Source organism: Mycobacterium sp. UM_WGJ (genome assembly GCF_000455125.1).
Taxonomy (GTDB): domain Bacteria; phylum Actinomycetota; class Actinomycetes; order Mycobacteriales; family Mycobacteriaceae; genus Mycobacterium.
The window spans coordinates 68,225-85,966 of sequence record NZ_AUWR01000014.1; the positions used below are offsets into that span (position 1 = coordinate 68,225).

The 17,742-nt window shown below is 67.0% G+C and carries 16 protein-coding genes; 6 read left to right on the plus strand and 10 right to left on the minus strand.

Features of this window, described 5'->3' with window-relative positions:
* Positions 1-4: 4 nt before the first annotated feature.
* Positions 5-793, minus strand: coding sequence for a lytic transglycosylase domain-containing protein (locus tag N416_RS0106485; RefSeq protein WP_231384001.1), 789 nt, complete (start codon positions 791-793; stop codon positions 5-7).
* A gap of 245 nt (positions 794-1,038) precedes the next feature.
* On the opposite strand from N416_RS0106485, the gene N416_RS0106490 reads away from it, so the two are divergent.
* Positions 1,039-2,625: an FAD-binding protein gene (locus N416_RS0106490; protein WP_024441308.1), complete on the plus strand. Its 1,587-nt coding sequence runs from the start codon at positions 1,039-1,041 to the stop codon at positions 2,623-2,625.
* Here the strand turns inward: N416_RS0106490 and N416_RS0106495 are convergent.
* Both N416_RS0106495 and N416_RS0106500 read right to left on the minus strand, forming a co-directional pair.
* Entirely contained in the window at positions 2,622-3,437 is an 816-nt protein-coding gene (locus N416_RS0106495) for an SAM-dependent methyltransferase (RefSeq protein ID WP_024441309.1), read from the minus strand. The two genes, N416_RS0106490 and N416_RS0106495, sit on opposite strands and share 4 nt — an antisense overlap.
* On the minus strand, positions 3,437-3,811 hold the full coding sequence (locus N416_RS0106500) for an NYN domain-containing protein (protein ID WP_024441310.1): 375 nt from the start codon (positions 3,809-3,811) through the stop codon (positions 3,437-3,439). Before N416_RS0106500 ends, N416_RS0106495 begins: the two co-directional genes overlap by 1 nt.
* Positions 3,812-3,834: 23 nt before the next feature.
* On the opposite strand from N416_RS0106500, the gene N416_RS0106505 reads away from it, so the two are divergent.
* A complete protein-coding gene (locus N416_RS0106505) occupies positions 3,835-4,617 on the plus strand; it encodes an enoyl-CoA hydratase/isomerase family protein (protein WP_036457399.1) in 783 nt (260 codons plus the stop codon).
* A gap of 80 nt (positions 4,618-4,697) precedes the next feature.
* Here the strand turns inward: N416_RS0106505 and tpx are convergent, their stop codons facing one another.
* Genes tpx through N416_RS0106520 form a run of 3 tightly spaced genes read right to left on the minus strand, consistent with a single transcriptional unit; the run spans position 4,698 to position 7,324 of the window.
* Complete coding sequence (gene tpx / locus N416_RS0106510) at positions 4,698-5,195, minus strand: thiol peroxidase (protein WP_024441312.1); 498 nt, start codon at positions 5,193-5,195, stop codon at positions 4,698-4,700.
* A gap of 57 nt (positions 5,196-5,252) precedes the next feature.
* On the minus strand, positions 5,253-6,398 hold the full coding sequence (locus N416_RS0106515; RefSeq protein WP_024441313.1) for a hypothetical protein: 1,146 nt from the start codon (positions 6,396-6,398) through the stop codon (positions 5,253-5,255).
* Positions 6,398-7,324 carry a metal-dependent hydrolase gene (locus tag N416_RS0106520; RefSeq protein ID WP_024441314.1) on the minus strand — a complete coding sequence of 309 codons (927 nt, stop codon included), beginning with the start codon at positions 7,322-7,324 and terminating at the stop codon, positions 6,398-6,400. Before N416_RS0106520 ends, N416_RS0106515 begins: the two co-directional genes overlap by 1 nt.
* An 81-nt stretch (positions 7,325-7,405) precedes the next feature.
* Here N416_RS0106520 and N416_RS0106525 point away from each other — a divergent pair, with 81 nt between their 5' ends.
* From N416_RS0106525 to N416_RS0106535, 3 genes are all read left to right on the plus strand, one after another.
* Entirely contained in the window at positions 7,406-8,017 is a 612-nt protein-coding gene (locus N416_RS0106525; RefSeq protein ID WP_024441315.1) for a TetR/AcrR family transcriptional regulator, read from the plus strand.
* Between the two features lie 105 nt (positions 8,018-8,122).
* Positions 8,123-8,554 (plus strand): MmpS family transport accessory protein, encoded by a 432-nt coding sequence (locus N416_RS0106530; protein ID WP_024441316.1) that lies wholly within the window; start codon positions 8,123-8,125, stop codon positions 8,552-8,554.
* Positions 8,551-11,424, plus strand: a complete 2,874-nt coding sequence (locus N416_RS0106535; RefSeq protein ID WP_024441317.1) for an RND family transporter — start codon at positions 8,551-8,553, stop codon at positions 11,422-11,424. Before N416_RS0106530 ends, N416_RS0106535 begins: the two co-directional genes overlap by 4 nt.
* A gap of 68 nt (positions 11,425-11,492) precedes the next feature.
* On the opposite strand, the gene N416_RS0106540 is transcribed toward N416_RS0106535, so the two are convergent.
* On the minus strand, positions 11,493-13,325 hold the full coding sequence (locus N416_RS0106540) for a fatty acyl-AMP ligase (protein WP_024441318.1): 1,833 nt from the start codon (positions 13,323-13,325) through the stop codon (positions 11,493-11,495).
* Positions 13,326-13,411: 86 nt separating this feature from the next.
* Entirely contained in the window at positions 13,412-13,777 is a 366-nt protein-coding gene (locus N416_RS0106545) for a hypothetical protein (RefSeq protein WP_024441319.1), read from the minus strand.
* 231 nt (positions 13,778-14,008) lie between these two features.
* Here N416_RS0106545 and aceA point away from each other — a divergent pair, with 231 nt between their 5' ends.
* A complete protein-coding gene (gene aceA / locus N416_RS0106550; protein ID WP_024441320.1) occupies positions 14,009-16,309 on the plus strand; it encodes an isocitrate lyase ICL2 in 2,301 nt (766 codons plus the stop codon).
* A gap of 31 nt (positions 16,310-16,340) precedes the next feature.
* On the opposite strand, the gene N416_RS0106555 is transcribed toward aceA, so the two are convergent.
* Both N416_RS0106555 and N416_RS0106560 read right to left on the minus strand, forming a co-directional pair.
* Positions 16,341-16,988 carry an HD domain-containing protein gene (locus N416_RS0106555; protein WP_024441321.1) on the minus strand — a complete coding sequence of 216 codons (648 nt, stop codon included), beginning with the start codon at positions 16,986-16,988 and terminating at the stop codon, positions 16,341-16,343.
* Positions 16,989-17,020: 32 nt separating this feature from the next.
* The gene (locus N416_RS0106560; RefSeq protein ID WP_036457404.1) at positions 17,021-17,737 is read right to left on the minus strand and encodes an SDR family oxidoreductase; all 717 of its coding nucleotides are present in this window, start codon (positions 17,735-17,737) and stop codon (positions 17,021-17,023) included.
* Between the last annotated feature and the right edge of the window lie 5 nt (positions 17,738-17,742).

Below are 17,742 nucleotides of genomic sequence, written 5' to 3' on the forward strand. Positions count from 1 at the left end.
GCGATCACTGCGGGTGCGCAGCCAGATACTCCGCCACCGGAATCCGCGACGTCGAGACATAGCCGATCGGCAGCAGCAGATCACCGGCGGTGGTCCGGTAGTAGGTGTCCCAGCGGTAGTAGCTGGCGAACCCGGCCGGATCACCGCCGATGACCGCGGCGTAGTCGTTGACCGCCCGCACGTAGTGGTCGGAATGGTTGTAATTCCAGATCGCCTTGTCCCGATTGGTGGCAAAACCGTTGGCGGCCAACAGACGACCGGCCGCCATGATGGCATCGCGCGGAGAGTGGATGTCTCCCCCGTTGCCGTAGGCCGCGAACGTCGACGGCAGGAACTGCATCGGCCCCTGGGCGGCGTCATCGCTGACCCCGTTGATGCGGCCGAAGCCGGTCTCGACGAAGTTGATCGCCGCCAGGTAGTTCCACGGCACCCCGGATGCGGCCTCGGCCGCCCGGTAGCTGGCCAGCAATTCGTTCGCCGGGACCGGAGGGACCACCCGCCAGGGCGGCATGGTGGGCTTCGGGTCGGTGAGCGCCATGAGTTGCCGGCGGGCATCGATGTTGCGGTCGTAGACGTCGAGCAGCGCCGGCGGGATCTGCGGCCGGGCGATCGCATCCCACTCCGGGTGCGCGCCGAGGGTGCGGTAGGCGACCTGTTGGCGGCGGGCCGCGGCCGCCAGCACCTGCTCGGGCGACGAGGTATTCCGCAACGCCTGATCGGCCGCGACCAGGTCGGCGGCCAACGCCGCCGGATCCACCCCCGGTGCCGCGCCGGCGGGTAGCGCCGCCGTCATCGCGCAGCCGAACGTGACAACCAGGGAGGCGGCCAGGCGCCGCAACCGAACAGCCATGCCGTTCATCTTCTCCCGTGCGCCGCCGCGAACCGTGCAGGGCGGCCGATCGGAGCGTCCCCGGACACCTAGAACACGTTTCGCTTTGGCACGTGGGCAGACTGATCACCGCTGGTCACCTCCGCAAGCCGGGGACTAGCGACTGTTAGATTGAGGGCCGTTCAGCTCACGTCATCAAGGGAGAGCGCATGACCAGCACCAGCGTGACGACCGACGTCGTCATCGTCGGGTACGGCGCGGCCGGTACCGCTGCCGCGATCACTGCCCGCGAACTGGGCGCCGAGGTCATCGCCGTCGACCGTGCCAACGGCGGCGGTGCCACCGCGATCTCCGGCGGGATCATCTACGCCGGCGGCGGCACGTCGGTCCAGAAGGACGCCGGGGTGCACGACACCGCCGAACAGATGCTGGACTACCTGCGTCTGGAGGTCGGCGACGCGGTCCGGCCGGAGACGCTGAAGCGCTTCGTCGACGGCAGCCCGGAGATGATCGACTGGCTGCGGGCTCGCGGGGTGCCGTTCAACTCCGGCCTGTGTCCCTACAAGACGTCCTTTCCGAACAACCGCTACTACCTGTACCACTCGGGCAGTGAGAACGCCGGGGCCTTCCGCGCTCACACCCCGCCGGTGCAGCGCGGTCACCGCGCCTACGGAAAAGGCACGTCCGGCAAGAAGATCTATGCGCCACTGGCCGAGGCGGCCCGCAAGCTCGGTGTGGACTTCCGCCCGCACACAGAAGTCACCGAACTGCTGCAAGATCCGTCCGGCCGGGTGACCGGCGTGCGGGCCACCACCATGGGTCAGGCGCCCCGCCGGATCCAGCGCCGCTACGCCCGCCTGGCGGCGCTCTCGTCGAAACCGGGTGTCTACTACCCGCCGCTGCGCGCGGCGATGGACCGGCGACTGGCCAAGCTGGCACAGCGCTACGGCCAGACCGTCGAGATCATCGCGCGCCGCGGGGTGATCCTCTGCGCCGGCGGTTTCATCGCCAACACCGAGTGGCGCAAGCGCTACGCGCCGGAGTTCGACGGCGGCCTGCCCCTGGGCACCAGCGGCGATGACGGCAGCGGTATCGCGCTGGCCCAGAGCGTCGGCGCGGTGACCGACCGGATGGACAACGTCTCGGTGTGGAAATTCATCACACCCCCGAGCGCCTTCATCTCCGCGATCATCGTCGACGCCGACGGCCGGCGGGTGATCGACGAGTCCCGCTACGGCGCCGCGGTCGGACAGGCGATGGTGAAGAACCACGGCGGTCAGGGCTGGATCCTGGCCGACGCCCGCCTGATGTCGGAGGCCCGCCGCCAACTGTTGACCCAGACGCTGTGGTTCCAGCGGGCGCAGGGCGCCGCGCTGATCTTCGGTGCGGCGGTGCGGGGCGCCACGCTGGCCGAGGTGGCTCGCGCCGCCGGCATCGACGCCGAGGGCCTGCAGGCCACCGTCACGGCGCACAACGAGGCGATCGACTCCGGCTCCGAAGACCCGGCCGGCAAACCCGCCGATTTTTGCCGGCGCATCGATCAGGGGCCCTTCACTCTGATGGATATCTCGGTGCGGACCAACGTCTTACGCCCCACCCCGATGCTCACCCTCGGTGGCGTCCGGGTCTCAGAGGACACCGGCGAGGTGGTCGATGCCGTGGGCAATCCGATCCCGGGGCTCTACAGCGCCGGCCGCACCGCGATCGGCATTGCCTCGCAGTCCTACGTCAGCGGGTTGTCCATCGCGGACTGTGTGTTCGCCGGACGCCGCGCGGGGGCCAGCGCGGCCGGCTAGCGCTGCGCTTCCACGAAGTAGCCGCGCGGCGCGTCCGGCCCAGCCCCTGCGGTGACCGACGGAAACCAGCGGTTCCACATATTGCCGGGCTCGGCCACATCGGTCACCACCGCCGACCAACCGTGTCGTTCGGCGAGCTCTCCGGGAGCGTCGGTGCCGAACAGCCACGGTGAGCCCTGCTGCGCCATGGACTGCAGCAACGGCGCCATCGACGGCGCTTCCTGCAGCGACTTGCCGACCACGTCGTACAACAGCACCGAGCCGGGTGCCGACAACGCGTCGACGCGGGCGAACAGGTCCCGTACCGCGGCCTCGTCGAGGTATTGCAGCAGCCCCTCGATGAGCCAGACGCTGGGAGCGGTCGCGTCGAAGCCCGCGGCCTCCAGGGCGGCAGGCCAGTCCTCGGCAAGATCGATACCGAGCGGCACCCGGCGGCACCGCGGTGCATCGTCGGCCAGCAGCTCGGCTTTGCTCGCTATCACCGCTGGCTGATCCACTTCGTAGACGGTGGTGTGTGCTGGCCAGGCCAGCCGGTATGCCCGGGCGTCCATGCCGGCCGCCAGGATGACCACCTGAGTGAGTCCGGAACGAAGTAAGGCCTCATCCCAGAAGCGGGTACGGACCACAATCTGCCAGGTCGACTGGTCACCGGAGTTGGCGATGGCCGCCTCCAGCATCCGACGGCCGGCCTCCCCCGCCAGCTTGTCCGCAAACGGATCGGCGAACAGCGCGTCATCGCGCGCGGATTCTTTGGCCCGGATCGCGGCGACCAGGATTCCGGTGCTGGCCACGGCTTCTCCGGTGCGGTGCATCACCGCTCCTCGATGAGCCTGCGGAAACGTGCCGCCGGGAAGGTGGCCGCGCCCGCCGAAGTGACTCGCTCCACCAGGGCGAGATCGGAGGTCGCCACGGTGATGTCCTGCGGTCGGTCGTCGGCCCGGACCAGCCGCACGATCTCATCGTCGGCGGAGTTGACCCCGGGTCGCGGCGCCGCTGCGATCGTGATGACGTCCGATTCGATGGGCGGCGACGGCGGCTTTTCGAAGACCACCGTGACCTGCCCGTCTTGCGCCGGCGCCCAAGATTCCAGCTGTCGGGTCAGACGGGCCATGGCGGCGTGGCGGTCTTTCCACCAGCCGTCCGGACGCGCACCGATCACGTTCATCGCGTCGACAATCCATCGCACCCCTCCGACGGTACGGTGCAGAAATGCGCGCCACGCCCCTGGTCACCTATGAGTGCCACGATCACATCGCGACCATCACCCTGAACCGGCCCGAGGCCCGCAATGCCATCAATGGGGCGATGCGCACCGATCTCAACGCCGCCTGGGACCGGTTTCGCGCCGACGAGGACGCCTGGGTCGGGATTCTCACCGCCGAAGGCGACGTGTTCTGCGCCGGCGCCGATCTCAAGGACTCGGCGGGCGCGGTCGGCACCTTTCCCGGCACGTTCTGGGAGAAGCCCACGATCAACTCGTTCGAATCCGGTATGGAACTCTTCAAGCCGACCATCGCCGCCGTGCACGGCCCGTGCGTGGGATACGGCCTCACCGGACTGTTGTTCTGCGACTTCATCATCGCCGGCACCGATGCGGTCTTCCGGTTCCCGGAGGTGACCCTCGGCGTGCCGACCATCGTCGGGGCGATCCGGCTGCCGCAGCGGGTGGGCTGGGCCAACGCGATGGAGCTGCTGTTGACCGGGGAGCCGATGAGCGCGCAACGCGCCAAGGACATCGGCCTGGTGTGGAAACTCGTCGAGCCCGGCGCTGTGCAGGAGACGGCCCGAGCTTGGGCACGCACCCTCACCAAGGCCGCTCCCCTGGCCCAGCGAGCCACCAAGGAAGTGGCGTGGCGCAGCACCGACATGAGCTGGATCGACGCCGTGCGGTTCGGCGAAACGATGCGCAAGGTCGCCGCAGCGACCGACGACGTGGCCGAGGGACTACAGGCCTGGCGGGAGCAGCGGCCGCCGCAGTGGCGGGGCCGCTGACCTCCCGAGCGGCTGGGTCCATGCGGCGGTCCCAGCTTCGCCTCTTCTCCGTCGAGGCTCGCTGAACCGCCGGGCGGGGCTCAGGCCCCGGTCAGCGCGGCCAGCGCCGCGTCGTAGTTCGGCTCCTGGCCGATCTCCGGCACCAGTTCGGTGTAGGCGACGTTGCCGTCTGCGCCGATCACCACGATCGCCCGGCCCAGCAGGCCGGCCAGTGGGCCATCGGCGATGGTGATCCCGTAGTCGGCACCGAAGCTGTCCCGGAAGCCCGAGGCACTGGTGACGTTCTCGATGCCCTCGGCACCGCAGAACCGCTTCAGGGCGAACGGCAGGTCGTTGGAGACGCACAGTACGGCCCCACCGGCGGCCGCCCGCTCGTTGAAGGTCCGCACGCTGGTCGCACAGACCGGGGTGTCGACCGACGGGAAGATGTTCAGCAGGACCGGCTTGCCGGCGAACTGCCCGCTGTCCACCACGCTCAGGTCGGTTCCGGTCAAGCTGAACGCCGGTGCTGCCGAACCGACGGCCGGCAACTCGCCTACGGTGTTGATCTGGTTTCCCTTTAACGTGATCTGCGCCATGGCAACAGTCTGCCAAGCGCGTCAATCAGCGTCCACGGCGGGCCGCAGTCGCCGAGCTCAGCGCCCGGCGGCCACCGGCTCGGGCTCCTGGTGCGGCTCCAGGACCGGCGGGACGGTCGCTGCGGCCACCACGCTCAAGGAGGCCACCACGAAACACAGCACCACGTACCACAGGCATCCCACCGGGTCGCCGTTAGCGGTCACCCCGCCCGAGGCATCCAGGTAGGCCGGCAGGGCCGTCAACCACAGCACCGTCATGACGGACAGATACGCCGCGGCGTAGCGGACCATCAGCGGGTTGTCGTAGCGGCCGGCGGCAGAAGAATTCAGCCGCAAGCGCCGCCACTGAATGATCAACACCGGAATGGCCACCGCGGCGATGACGAGAAGCTCTACGGCGTAAGCGATCCCGATCAGCCTGCCGCCGGTAGCGGCACCAAGCAGGGTCGCCGGCAGCGGCAGGATGCCGGTACCGAGCGAGGCCAGGACGCCGATGACGATCGTTCGCCACAACACCTGCAGGCAGGCGAATCTCCGGCCGTGATCGACCTGGCGACCGACCAGCAGTTGGACACAGAAGGCCAGCGAGGCCGGCCAGAGCGCCGCGAACACCACGACGCTGCCCATCGGCACCGAGGTGAACATGGGTTGGTTCAGCGGGTTGTCCACCGACCATTCCCACCAGCGCAGCTGCGGGCCGAGGTGGTCGAAGATCTCGTAGAACGCGTGGTGGACGAAGCCCACGCAGATGGCCCCGACGATCGTTCCGTAGCGGCGGAACACGCCCAGGATCCGGACGATCTCGAAAGAGATGGTGGCCATCATCGGATAGATCGCGACGATGTACAGCGGGAGCCGGCCCCACATGAACTCGACGGTGAACAGGTTGTGCGCGAACATCGTGTCGACATGATCGGCGATGCCGAACGCGCCCGGGAAATACAGCGGCGGTTCGATGATCAGCAGGTAGGCGATCGCCCCGAACCACAGCGCCAAGTTGGTGGCATCGCCGCGGCGGTACCGGATGATGGCGTAGATCAGCGCCAGCACGGCCCCGGTGATCACGGTGATCTCCAGAACCGGCAGCGTCCAATTCTCCAGCTGCAAGGGGTTGCGGAATTCCAGCAATCCGCCGGCCTCACCGCAGGAGAAGCCCAGCGACTCGGCGAGGCGCTCGAATGTCGGGGTACACAAGTCGGGCATCAGGCGCTCTTCTCCTCAGCGGTGTACCACTTGGTCACGTCGTAGCCGTCGTCATAACGGGCGAACCACTCGTTGGCCAGGACCGGGATCTTTTCGTGAGCCGGTTTGTGATTGGGCAGCTGGCTGCGGATGATACCGGTTACGGCGGTGACCATTTCGCGCTTCGGCAGATGTTTGAAGGCATCGGCGACCGGGCCCTCCTTCGCGGGCCAGCCGAACGGAACCCGCCGCCGCCAGGCCTGCTTGGCGCGGTAGGTGCTGAACAGTGACAGCGCGTCAACCTTGCGGTCTTCCAAGGGAACGTGGCGATTGAAGCCCTCGCACGCCACCTTGATCACACTCATCACGTGTTTGAAGATCGACGGCGCCATCCGCATCCGGTACCAGGGGTCGTTGATGACGTGGTCGTAGATGATCAGCGCGGAGCTGCGGTGCTCGACCTCCTCCACGAAGTGCCACAAGAACAGTGACGCCACCCGGTCGTCGCCCGGAGCGAAGAGGGTGTTGTCGTGGTCGAGCATCAGCTTGAAGACCGGCGTGAAGGTGGCCTCGAGGTCGGCGGTGTAGGCCAGCCGGTAGTCCAGTGATTTCTCGGCGGCCATCTTGTCGAACATGGCGTTGCATTCGTCGACGGTTTCCTTGAGTCCCGGGTAGGCCCTGACCAGCGCCTTGGCATGGCCGCGGTGGGCCATCGAGTGCTGACCCTCCTGGCGCACGAACGCGTCGGCCTCTTCGGCGACAACGGGGTCGGTGATCAGTGGCATCGCCTCGGCGATCATGCCGCCGATCATCTTCTCGAAGCCGATCGCCAGCAGCGAGACAGCGTTGGCCATCGACGAGAACGCCGGGTTCGCTTCGTTCCACAAGAACGGGACGGGGTACTCGGCGAACGCGAACCGCAGTTTGCGCACGATCAGGTCGGTCATCGCCACCTCAACTCAAAACATACAACTGGACGTCTTCGCGTATGATTGTTCGATGCCCCAAGCTTGTCAAGCAGGTCACTGATGGCACGCCGCCGCGGCTGGGGCGGCAACCCGCCGCACACCGACGAGGAAGCCGGACGACGGATCATCGCCGCGGCCGTTGAGCTGGTCGCCGAGACCGGTTCGGCGGTGTCGCTGGCCGACGTCGCCGCCTCACTCGGGGTGATCCGCCAGACGGTGTATCGCTACTTCCCCACCGCCGATGCACTGATGCGCGCGGTGGCCATCGCCTCCGTCGATGACTTCCTCGACCGGCTCACCGACCACGTGCACGGCATCGGCGACCCCGCCGACGCGCTGACCGAAGGCGCCGTCTACACCCTGGATGCGGTGGCCCGCTCCCCGCACCTGGGCGCCATGTTGTCGTCGTCTTCGGCACACAACCGGGAGATGGCCTCCGAGGAGGCCCGCGTCTTCGGGATGCGAATGATCGAGCGGTTCGACGTCGACTGGAAGCAGTACGGCTACGACCAAGCCGCGCTGCGCGAACTCGTGGAGTTCACCCTGCGGATCATGCTCTCGTTCGTCGTGGCGCCCAACGACCCAGATCGATCCCCCGACGAGCTGCGCCGTTTCCTGCGTCGGTGGCTCGGCGAAGCCGTCGCCGCGCAGGCGCGGCACGCCGTGAACTGACCACCTTCCCCATACCCCCTCGGGTACTTCAGGAATATTCGTATACCCTACGGGGTATAGTATTCACGAAGAGTTGCCAGTGCAGGGAATCGAGAGGTGATGGGCATGCGCGCGTTTGTCAGCCGAGCCTGGGTGCCGGCCGTGGTCGCGTCGGCGGCGATCGTCGGAGCGCTTGCGGTCGTGAACCTGCGCAGCGTCTTCGGCGCCGACGAGATCTTCCGCTGGGACGGCAGCGGCTCGCAGGTGATCAACTCGATCAACGAAAAGCAAGTCCGTTATGAGGTTTTCGGCGCCGGCACCGTCGCGGGTTCGGTGAGTTACCTGGACCGGGAAGTCCAGCCCGCGCAGGCGACGTTCAGCGGCCTGCCCTGGAGCCACACCATCACCACCACGAGTCCGTCGGTCATCGGCAACCTGGTCGCTCAAGGCGACGGCGAGGCGATCGGCTGCCGGATCACGGTCAACGGCGCCGTCAAAGACGAGCAGGTGGCCACCGGGCATCACGCCCAGGTGTTCTGTCTGGTCAAAGGCGCATGAGCGGCCACGGCACCCTTCGCCCGGGGTATATGCGGGCGGTTCGCCGGCTGGCCTGGCCGTTGGTGATCTTCTGGCTGCTGTTGACCGTGGGGCTCAACGTGCTGGTTCCGCCGATCGAGTCGGTGGCCCGCGAGAACGCGGTGACCATGTCGCCGCAGGACGCGCCGTCGATGATCGCCGCCAAGCACATCGGCGCCACGTTCGACGAATTCGACGCCGACGCCATGGTCATGCTGGTGCTCGAGGGCGAGACCGAGCTGGGCCCCGAGGCGCACCACTACTACGACACCGTGATCGCCAAACTGGCCGCCGATCACGAGCATGTCCAGCACATCGCGGACCTGTGGGGCGACCCGATCACCGCCGCGGGCGTGCAAAGCACCGACGGCAAAGCCGCCTACGCGCAGATCAACACCGCGGGCGATCAGGGCAGCACGTTGGGCAACCAATCGGTGGCCGCGGTCCGCGCGATCGTCGCCTCGGTGCCCGCACCGGCCGGGGTCAAGGCCTACGTCACGGGACAAGCGGCACTGACCACTGATATGACCGAAGCAGCCGACAAGAGCATGCTCAAGATGATGGCCGTGACCGGTGTGGTCATCATCGTCATGCTGGCCATCGTCTACCGTTCCGCCGCCACCGTGGCACTCGCACTGGTGATGGTGGGCTTCGAAATGGGCAGCGCACGCGGCCTGGTCGCGTTGCTCGGACACCATGGCCTACTAGGCTTTTCGACGTTCGTGGTTGCGATGCTGTCGTCGCTGGCGATCGCGGCCGGCACCGATTATGCGATCTTCCTGATCGGGCGCTACCACGAAGCCCGCAATGCCGGCGAAGACCCCGAGACCGCCTGGTACACGATGTTTCGCGGTACCTGGCATGTCATCTTGGGCTCGGGACTGACGATCGCCGGCGCGTCACTGTGTCTGCATTTCGCCCGGCTGTCCTACTTCAAAGCCCTGGGCGTCCCCTCGGCGCTGGGCCTGCTGGTGGTCATCGCCGGTGCGCTCACCGTGGCCCCGGCCATTGTCGCGATCGCCACCCGACATGGCCTGCTCGAGCCCAGGCGGGCCGAGGGCCGCGGCTGGCGACGGATCGGAACCGCCAATGTTCGTTGGCCCGGTGCGGTTTTCGTGGCGGCGCTGTTGGTCACCCTGGCCGGCATGCTGGCGGTCCCCGGCATGAAGATCAGCTTCAACGACCGCTACTACATCCCCGCGAGCCTGCCCGCGAATGTCGGCTACGACGCGGCCGAACGTCATTTCAGCGCCGCCCGGATGAACCCCGATGTCCTGATGGTCGAAAGCGACCACGACCTGCGCAATCCTGCTGACATGATCATCTTGGACCGGATCGCCAAGAACATCTTTGCGACCCGCGGAGTGGAACGCGTGCAAAGCATCACGCGGCCATTGGGCAGCCCGATCGACCACACCTCGATACCGTTCCAGATCAGCATGCAGGCCGTCCCGATCCAGGAGAACCTGCAGTTCATGAACGACCGGCTGTCCGACATGCTCAGGATGAGCGACGACCTGGGCGCCACCGTCGACTCCATGGTGCGGCTGCGCGACCTGGTCAACCAGATGAGCAGCGCCACCGACAAGATGAGCGTCGACATGGCGACGGTGACCGCGACGGTCGACGAGATCCGGGACCACATCGCAGATTTCGACGATGTCGTGCGTCCGATCCGCAACTACTTCTATTGGGAGCAGCACTGCCTGAACATTCCCGCGTGCGACGCGATCCGCTCGGTCTTCGACGCCTACGACGGCATGGACAAGTTCAGCGAGGACATGCGGCCGCTGCTGGCCGACATGGCCGAGGTGAACACGGTGATGCCGCAGATGGTCGGGCAGTTCGAGCCGATGATCGCGGTGGCGAAATCCATGCAGGGCAGCCTGCTCACCATGCATTCGAGCTTCGCCGGCCTGGTGAACCAGATGTCGCGGATGACCGACACGGCCACCGAGATGGGCCGGGCCTTCGACGCCTCCAAGTCCGACGACTACTTCTATCTGCCGCCGGAGGCCTTCGACAATGCCGATTTCCAGAAGGGCCTCAAGCTGTTCCTGTCCCCCGACGGTAAGGCGGCGCGGTTCATCGTCACCTACGACGCCGACCCGGCCACGCCGAAGGGCATCGCCTTCGTCGAACCGATGCTGGCCGCCGCGCACGACGCGGTGAAGGGCACGCCGCTGACCGGCGCCAAGTTCTACCTCACCGGAACCGCGGCGGTGTACAAGGACATCCAGGTCGGCTCGACCTACGACATCCTGATCGTCGGCGCGGCGGCGGTGACGCTGATCTTCATCGTGATGCTGCTGATCACCCGGGCACTGGTGGCCTCCGCGGTGATCGTCGGGACGGTGCTGCTGTCGCTGAGCGCGGCATTCGGCCTGACCGTGGTGGTCTGGCAGCACATCCTGGGACTCCCGTTGAACTGGATCGCCCCGGTGTTCGGGGTGATCATCCTGCTGGCGGTCGGCTCGGACTACAACTTGTTGCTGGTCTCCCGGTTCCAGGAGGAGATCGGCGCGGGGATCAAGACCGGGATCATTCGCTCGATCGGCGGCACCGGCTCGGTGGTCACCGCCGCGGGCCTGGTGTTCGCCTTCACGATGATGTCGATGGCGGCCAGCGACCTGTATTCGATCGGTCAGGCCGGCAGTACGATCGGGCTCGGCCTACTGTTCGACACCTTGATCGTGCGCTCGTTCTTGACGCCCTCGATCGCGGCGCTGCTGGGCCCATGGTTCTGGTGGCCGCAAAACATCCGGCGGGCGCGGTCGGCGCCGACCCGGCCCGCGCCCGTCGAAACCGATTCGGCTACTACCCCGCTGCCGGTGACCGTGGGATCACCGTAGGCCGAAAGTCGTACTGGGTGGCCGAGCCGCCGGCACACAACCAAGACGCCGGTCCCCACACTGCGGTTTCAGTGCACACCGAGCGTGCCCGCCACATACTGTTCGCGGCACGCGGTGCGGCCAAGCTTGCCGCTGGTGGTGCGTGGGATGGCCCCGGCAGGGACGAAACGAACATCGGCGGCGCTCACCCCATGCACGCGCTGCACCTCCGCGCGGATGGCCGCGATCGCCGGCGCGGGATCCTTGCGGCCGGTGCCGGTCGCGCGCTCGGCGACGATCACCAACTGGTCGGCGGTCTCGGCCGGCACCGCGAACGCGACCGCATAACCGTCACGAACCATCGGGGAGGCCGCCGCCACCGTGGCCTCGATGTCCTGCGGATAGTGACCGCGACCTGCAAAAGTCATCAGATCCACCGTGCGGCCGGTCACGTAGAGCTCACCGTCGCAATAGAAGCCCAGGTCACCGGTGCGCAGCCACCTGCCGTCGGCCGGGGTCGCCCCGGCGTGGCTGCCGCGGTCCAGCCGAGACCGCAGGCGGGCGCCGAATGTGTGCCGGGTCTCCTCGGGCCGGCCCCAGTAGCCGGCGGTCACGTTGTCGCCATGCAGCCAGATCTCGCCGATCTGGGCGTCCGGCAATTCGGCACCGGCCTCGGCGTCGACGATCACCGCCGACAGACTGCGGGCCACCTGCCCGCACGACACCTGGGCCACCGCGCCCGGGGCATCGGCGGCCACCGGCACCGCGCGGCCGGCACCGAGGTGATCGCGGTCCAGGTACAGCACGCTCGGCTCCGCATCGGGAGCGATGGTGGCCACGAACAGGGTGGCCTCGGCGATCCCGTAGGACGGCTTGATGGCCGTGGCCGGCAACCCGTAGGGCGCGAACGCCTCGTTGAACGTGGTGATCGCCGCCATGTTCACCGGTTCGGATCCGATGATCATCACGACGTTCGACAGGTCGATGTCGGCGCCCGGCGCCGGCAGGCCCCGCGCCGCGGTCAGCTCATAGGCGAAGTTCGGTGCAGCGGTGACCACCCGGCCGCGCCGCGAAGCGTCCGACAGCGCCTGGATCCAGCGCTGCGGCCGGCGGATGAATGCCGTCGGCGAGATCAGCGTGGAGTGTCCCCCGTAGACCGCCGGAAATCCGATCATCGACAGCCCCATGTCGTGATAGAGCGGTAACCAGCTGAGGCCGTGCGTGTTTCGGTCCAGCATGTCGATCGACAAGATCATCTGCAGCAGGTTGGTGCCCACCGAGCGGTGCGTTACCTGCACACCGATCGGTGGCCGCGTGGTGCCCGAGGTGTACTGCAGGTGTGACACCCCGTCGACGTCGATGTCGACGTCTAGGAAAGCCTCCCCGGCCGAGTTGGGGATCTCGTCGATCACCACGACGCCGGGCCGCAACGACCGTGGCAACCGGCCCAGGAACTCCTCGACCACCGCGCGCACCGCGGTCGTGGTCAGCACCACCGTCGGAGCGGAGTCGCGCAAGGCGGTGTCGAGCCGCTCGGCGTGCCCGGGAAGTTCGGGAGCGAACAGCGGCACCGCGACGGTTCCGCATTTGACGGCCGCATAGAACCCGGTGACGTAATCGAGTCCCTGCGGCGCCAGGATCGCCACCCGGTCGCCGGGAACCGTGCGATCTTGCAGGCGGGCACCGATGGCGCGCAGTCGCTCGCCGAGTTGCGTCCAGGTCAGCTCCAGCTCCTGGCCCTCCACCGGACCCGCGTAGTCGAGGTAGCGGAACGCCACCGCGTCGCCCACGTTGGCGATATTGCGGTCGATCAGCGAGATCAAAGTGTCGCCCGGAGGGAGCACGATGCCGCCATCGGAGTCCAGGCACTCCTCGATCTGAACCAGTCCCTTAGGGGCCGTCGAGCGCTGCGACCGCGTCATGCCCGCAGTCTAAGTCTCCGAGTCGTTCGGCGAAGCGCTTGGACGTCAAAGGAACTCCACCACAATGGAGTTGGTGCGGTGATGGGTCACATAGCGGGTTCGCGCAGCGCCAGGCTGATGAACAGGTAGCCCATGCAGATCAGCAGATTCAGTGAAGCGATCATCAGGCCGGCCACGATGAGCGCGTTCATCAGGCGTCGCCGGTTGCGCCGCGCCCGGGCCAGTCGCAGCTCGTGCTTGATCTCGGTGGCAGCGAGCGCGAACGCGTAGTCGACCGATTCCGCGGACGCCAGCGGCGCGCCGACCGCCATCTGACGAAGCCGAGCGGGCGGAATGCGGACGCCCACCCCGGCGAAGCGCCGGCTCATCCGACGGGCCGCCCAGCGGCCGACCACCGCGGGCCGCGGCGCCTGCTCCCAGTGTTCTGCCCACCGGTCCGACCGGTACGTCATGAACCCTGAGTTTAGCCACTTCGGCCGTCTGATCCGCTGCCTTCGGGCGAGTTCAGCGGCATCAGCGGCGCAGTGCTGAAGATGTAGACAAAACCGAACTATCGCTCAGCGTGCGGCGGCACAATACGAGGAGGAAGCACGCGCATCAACCCGGTGGTTCAGCAAGCCTCGACGAAGGAAAGGCGAAGCTGGGACCGCCGCGTCTAATCGGGTGAAAGGGAGCGAATTTCCATGACGACGATCGAGACGAACCCGACGGCGAGCACACCGGTCGAACGCGATGTCGACGCCGACGTCGCAGCGGTGCAGAAATACTTCGACAGCCCCCGATTCGAAGGCATCACCCGTCTCTACAGCGCCCGACAAGTCGTCGAACAACGCGGCACCATCCCCTCCGACTACATAGTGGCGCGCGAAGCAGCGACCGCGTTCTACGCGCGGTTACGTGAGCTGTTCGCCGCGAAGAAGAGCATCACCACCTTCGGCCCCTACTCGCCCGGCCAGGCCGTGGTGATGAAGCGAGTCGGCATCGAGGGCATCTACCTCGGCGGCTGGGCCACCTCGGCGAAGGGCTCCATCACCGAAGACCCGGGTCCAGACCTGGCCAGCTACCCCCTCAGTCAGGTTCCCGACGAGGCGGCCGGACTGGTACGTGCCCTGCTCACCGCCGACCGCAACCAGCAGTACCTGCGCCTGAAAATGACCGACGAGCAGCGCGCCGCCACTCCGGCCGTGGACTACCGGCCGTTCATCATTGCCGACGCCGACACCGGGCACGGCGGTGATCCGCACGTGCGCAACCTGATCCGGCGCTTCGTCGAGGCCGGTGTCCCGGGTTACCACATCGAGGATCAGCGTCCCGGCACCAAGAAGTGCGGCCACCAGGGCGGCAAAGTGCTGGTGCCGTCTGACGAGCAGATCAAGCGGCTGAACACCGCCCGATTCCAGTTGGACCTGATGGGCGTGCCCGGCATCATCGTCGCGCGCACCGACGCGGAGGCGGCGAACCTGGTCGAGAGCCGGGGCGACGAACGTGATCAGCCGTTCATCCTGGGCACCACGAACCTGACGATCCCGTCCTACAAGTCCTGTTTCCTGGCGATGACGCGGCAGTTCTACAACTCCGGCATCACCGAGATCAACGGTCACCTGCTCTACGCCCTGCCCGAGGGCGAGTACGCCGCCGCGGACGCCTGGCTGGAACGCAACGGCATCACGGCGTTGATCACCACGGCCGCCGAAGGGTGGCGCGGTGATGGGCGCACCTCGGTGGACGGCCTCTTCGACGACATCGAATCGAAGTTCGTCGAAGCGTGGCAGAACGACGCCGGGTTGATGACGTTCGGCGACGCCGTCGCCGAGATGCTCGAGTTCGCTGAGCGTGAAGGCGAGCCCAAAGAGATGAGCGCCGCGCAGTGGCGGGAATTCGCCGCCCGGGCACCGCTTTACACCGCCCGGCAGCGGGCCGCGGAGCTCAACGCCGACCCCGGCTGGGACTGCGAACGGGCCAAGACTCCCGAAGGTTACTTCCAGGTGCGCGGCGGCATTCCCTACGCGATCGCCAAGTCGCTGGCCGCCGCCCCCTTCGCCGACCTGTTGTGGATGGAGACCAAGACCGCCGACCTCGCCGACGCCCGCGAATTCGCCGAGGCGATCCACGCCCAATACCCCGACCAGATGCTGGCCTACAACCTGTCCCCCTCGTTCAACTGGGACACCACCGGCATGACGGACGAGCAGATGCGGGCCTTCCCCGCCGAGCTCGGCAAGATGGGCTTCGTCTTTAACTTCATCACCTACGGCGGCCACCAGGTCGACGGGGTGGCCTCCGAGGAGTTCGCGGCCACCCTGTTGCAGGACGGCATGCTGGCGCTGGCCCGCCTGCAGCGCAAGATGCGACTGGTGGAGTCGCCCTACCGCACACCGCAGACCCTGGTCGGCGGGCCGCGCAGCGATGCCGCGCTGGCCGCGTCGTCGGGCCGCACCGCCACCACCAAGGCGATGGGCGCCGGATCCACCCAACATCAGCATTTGGTGCAGACCGAGGTGCCCAAGAAGCTGCTGGAGGATTGGCTGGCGCTGTGGGCCGAGCACTATCAGCTCGGCGAGAAGCTGCGTGTGCACCTGCGCCCCACCCGTCCCGGATCCGATGTGCTGGAACTCGGTATCTACGGCGAGGGCGAAGAGAAGCTCGCCAACGTGATCGTCGACCCGATCAAGGATCGGCACGGTCGTAGCATCTTGACGGTCCGCGACCAGAACACCTTCTCCGAGAAGCTGCGCCAGAAGCGGTTGATGGATCTGACGCACGTGTGGCTGATTCACCGGTTCAAGGCTGCGGCGGTGCACTACGTCACGCCCACTCAGGACAACCTGTATCAGACCGAGAAGATGAAGGAGCACGGCATCTTCAGCAGCGTCAATCAGGAGGTCGGCGAGATCATCGTCGCGGATGTGAACCAGCCACGCATCGACGAGCTGCTGGCATCCGACCGGGCGGCACTGGGCAAGTTGATCAGCAAAAAGGGCTAGCGCCCACCCCTCGGTAATGCGGTTGCCCGCACTACTCCGGCCAACCGTTGCCCAGGATGGTCTCCACGAAATCGCCGCGGACGAAAGACGGGTCGAAGTGCGCGAGCACGTCGGCGTTCACCGTGCCGAAAGTGCTGTCCGGGCGGTGCCGGACACCTTCGGTGAAGGCCTGCAGGATCCGGCGTTTGAAGTCCGGCCGCGGGTGCGCATCGGTCACCGCGTCGCGCAGATGCGCCGGCAGCTCGGCGCGGCCGATGCCGAGCACATCGGTTTCGACACCGGCAGTGACCAGTGCGATCTCCGGATCCAAAAACTCGGGCACACCCGGGGTGGTGTGCAACGCGATACCCAACCAGACTTTGCGAGCATCGGACTCGTCGATGCCGCGCTCCAGCAGGAAGCCGCGGGCGGCGTTGGCGCTGTCCACCTCGAAGCGCAGTTGCGAATCGCGATAGCGCTCGGTCAAGCCCAAATCGTGAAACATCGCCCCCACGTACAGCAGTTCCAAGTCGGGCGTCAGACCGCGTAGGCGGCCGTGCAGCGCCCCAAAGAGGAAAACCCGGCGGGAATGATGAAACAGCAGGTCGCTTTCGACGTCGCGAATGTACTCGGTGGTCTCCCGCACCAGCGCAGTGTCGGGAATCGCAACGCCGGCGATGGTGTCAACTGCTCTGGTCATTGATCTGGTTCCTTTCATTTCACGACAGGTGCTTATCCGGCGAGACTTCCGCCGCCGTCTACTCCGATGGTCTGCCCGGTGATGTATCCGGCGTCTTCGTCCAACAAAAAGCAGATCGCATGGGCGATCTCGGCCGGCTTTCCGACGCGACGCATCGGAATGTTCTGCAGGAGTGCACTTTCCCGCTCTGACCCGACCGGGCTGCGCTCGCGGTACATCTCGGTCTCCGTGGGGCCGGGCGCCACCGCGTTCACCGTGATTCCGGTCTGGGCGAGTTCCCGCGCCCATATCCGCGTACAGGTTTCCAGCGCCGCCTTGGCCGCCGCATACGGCGTACGTTCCGGAGTGCCCCGCGTGGTCAGGCTGGTGACATTGACGATGCGGCCCCAGCCGCGGTCGAGCATGCCGGGCAACACCGCCTGAACCACCTGTACGGCACTGCGAACATTCAGGTCGTAGGTCTCAAACAGGTGATCGAGGTCCACCGAGCCGATCCGGCCGAAGCGCGCGAAGCCCACGTTGTTCACGACCGCATCGACCGTGCCGTCGGCGAGGATCGTCTCCAGGGCGCTCGCGGTGGCCGAGCGGTCAGCCAGGTCTACCGAATAGAACGCTCCCGAGAAGTCGCGGGGTGCCGTGCGGGCGATACCGATCGGTTCGACGCCGGTGGCCGCCAGGCGGTCGGCCACTGCCCGCCCGATGCCCCGGGATGCACCGGTGATCAACATTCGCCGTCTGGTCTCAGGCATCGGGG